Raw genomic sequence first — 2,972 nt, forward strand, 5'->3', positions numbered from 1 at the left:
GTTGTTACAGGTATTATACAAAGTAGTGGTGCAACTACTGTTATGGTAGTTGGATTTGTTAATGCAGGAATAATGACATTGTATCAAGCAATTGGGATTATAATGGGAGCAAACATAGGAACAACAGTTACTGCTCAATTAGTATCCTTTGATGTTAGTATATTATCATCAATAGCTCTTGGAATAGGTATAGTTTTATACATGATCGGGTTAAAATCTAAACCTACTCTTAAAAATATATCTGAAATACTAATAGGTTTTGCAATATTATTTATAGGTATGAGATTTATGAAAGATGCAGTAGCCCCATTATCAGAATACCCTTTTGTAAGAAGTATATTAGCAAGTATTGCAAATCAACCAATATTAGCATTAATTGCTGGATTTTTAATGACTACTTGCTTACAAAGTTCTAGTGCATCGATGGGTATACTAATAGCATTAGCTTCACAAGGTCTTATGCCATTACATGGAGCATTACCTATTTTATATGGAGATAATATAGGTAGTTGTACTACATCTTTATTATCAAGTATAGGAACAAATAAAAATGCTAAAAGAGCTGCTTTAATGCACTTGTGTTTTAACGTAATAGGAACTTTATTATTTATGTTTATTTTAAATAAACCTATAACTATGATAGTTACACGTTTAGACCCAACTGATATATCTAGACAAATAGCAAATTCACACACACTATTTAATTTAATAAATGTTGTATTATTATTACCATTTTCTAAATATATAGTTAAGCTAGCAATGTTAATTATACCTGATAAAGGTCAAGAAGAAGATAATGAGAATAGAGTAATAAAATACTTAGATGAAAGAATGTTAGAAACTCCATCTATAGCTTTTGGAAATACAATAAAAGAAGTTCTTAGAATGGGAAAAAACTCAAAGAAAAGTTTAGTTTTTTCTATGGATGGATTTTTAAAAAAATCTCAAGAAGATGTAAATATGACATTTGAAAAAGAAAAAATAGTGAATGAACAACAAAGAAAAATTTTAGACTATCTAATTAAATTATCAAATAAAACTTTAGATGATAAAATGAGGTTTTCTTTAGATTTACTATTTCATACAGTAAATGATATAGAAAGAGTTGGTGATTTATCAGAAAATATTGCAGAACTTGCTCAATGGTTTATAAATGGTAATATTGAATTGTCAGATAGTGCTAAAGATGAAATAGTAGAAATTTACAATAAGGTTTTAGAGTGTTATAACTTATCTCTTAATGCAATGAAAGAGAATAATACTAGTGTTGCAAAAAATGTTTTAAAATTAGAAAGTGAAGTAGATATGTTGGAAAAAGCATATAAAAATAAACATATGGAAAGAATAAATTATAATTCATGTGGTATAGATGCTGGAATAATATACTTAGATTTATTGACTAATCTTGAGAGAATATCAGACCACTGTGCAAGTATTGCTAAAAGGGTTATAAAAATTAATGAATAATAAGAATACTCCAATTTATTTAATTGGAGTTTTTTAAAATTTAAATAAAATAAAAAAAGTTAAAATAGTTACATTTTTAATCCATTAAAATCATAGAAATAATATAAAGACTATAATATAAGTATAAAGTATTAAAAAATATGCTTAAGATAAAGGAGAGGTATTATATGGCGAATAGAATAGTTTTAAATGAAACTTCTTACCATGGATCAGGAGCAATAAAAGAAATAGTAAATGAAGTAAAAGGAAGAAATTTGAAAAAAGCATTTGTATGTTCAGATCCAGATTTAATAAAATTTAATGTAACAACAAAAGTAACAAATATATTAGAAGAATCAAATCTTGAATATGAAATATACTCTAATATAAAGCCAAATCCGACAATAGAAAATGTTCAAAATGGAGTTAATGCTTATAAAAAATCTAATGCAGATTATATAATAGCAATAGGCGGAGGCTCATCTATAGATACAGCTAAAGCAATTGGTATAATAATAAATAATCCAGAATTTGAAGATGTTAGAAGCCTAGAAGGAGTAGCACCAACTAAAAATAAATGTGTACCTATAATAGCTGTACCAACAACAGCAGGAACAGCAGCAGAAGTTACTATAAACTATGTTATAACAGATGCTGAGAAAAATAGAAAATTTGTATGTGTAGATACTAATGATATACCAGTTGTAGCAATAGTAGACCCAGATATGATGGAAAGTATGCCAAAAGGCTTAACTGCAGCTACAGGAATGGATGCATTAACTCATGCAATAGAAGGACTTATAACAAGAGGAGCATGGGAAATGAGTGATATGTTCCATATAAAAGCAATAGAATTAATATCAAAACATTTAAGAGGAGCAGTTGAAAATACAAAAGAAGGTAGAGAAGGTATGGCATTAGGTCAATACATAGCAGGTATGGGATTTTCTAATGTAGGATTAGGAATAGTTCACTCAATGGCACATCCGCTAGGTGCTTTATATGATACTCCTCATGGTGTAGCCAATGCAATAATACTTCCAACAGTTATGGAGTACAATGCAGAAGTAACTGGTGATAAATATAAATATATAGCAAAAGCTATGGGTGTGGAAAATGTAGAAAATATGAGTGTTGAAGAATATAGAAAAGCAGCTATAGATGCAGTTAAAAAGCTTTCAAGTGATATAGGAATACCATCAAATTTAAAAGATATAGTTAAGGTTGAAGATATAGATTTCTTAGCTCAATCAGCATATGATGATGCATGTAGACCAGGAAATCCAAAAGAAACAAGTGTAGAAGATATAGCTAATTTATATAAATCATTATTATAAAAATTTAAACATAAAATAGCTACTAAAGAAATAAATCTTGTAGTAGCTATTTTATTATACAGTACTATTTAAATGTTGTTTTATGTATTGCTTAGAAGCAAAACCTTTATATAAATTAATCTGTTGTGCTAGTTAAAATTATTTTCCAAATAAAGTAAATTGCTTTTTTCAAAAAACAATATCCAATAA

At 27.5% G+C, this 2,972-nt stretch carries 2 protein-coding genes; both read left to right on the forward strand.

The window, feature by feature from the left end; translation table 11 throughout:
- A partial coding sequence (locus Q5F54_RS12375; protein ID WP_302334523.1) for a Na/Pi cotransporter family protein occupies positions 1 to 1,467 on the forward strand: 1,467 nt, incomplete at its 5' end.
- Positions 1,468 to 1,634: 167 nt separating this feature from the next.
- Positions 1,635 to 2,783, forward strand: coding sequence for a lactaldehyde reductase (fucO, locus tag Q5F54_RS12380; protein ID WP_288248483.1), 1,149 nt, complete (start codon positions 1,635 to 1,637; stop codon positions 2,781 to 2,783).
- The last annotated feature ends 189 nt before the right edge of the window (positions 2,784 to 2,972 follow it).

Source organism: uncultured Romboutsia sp., from assembly GCF_958366745.1.
Taxonomy (GTDB): Bacteria; Bacillota; Clostridia; order Peptostreptococcales; family Peptostreptococcaceae; genus Romboutsia; species Romboutsia timonensis.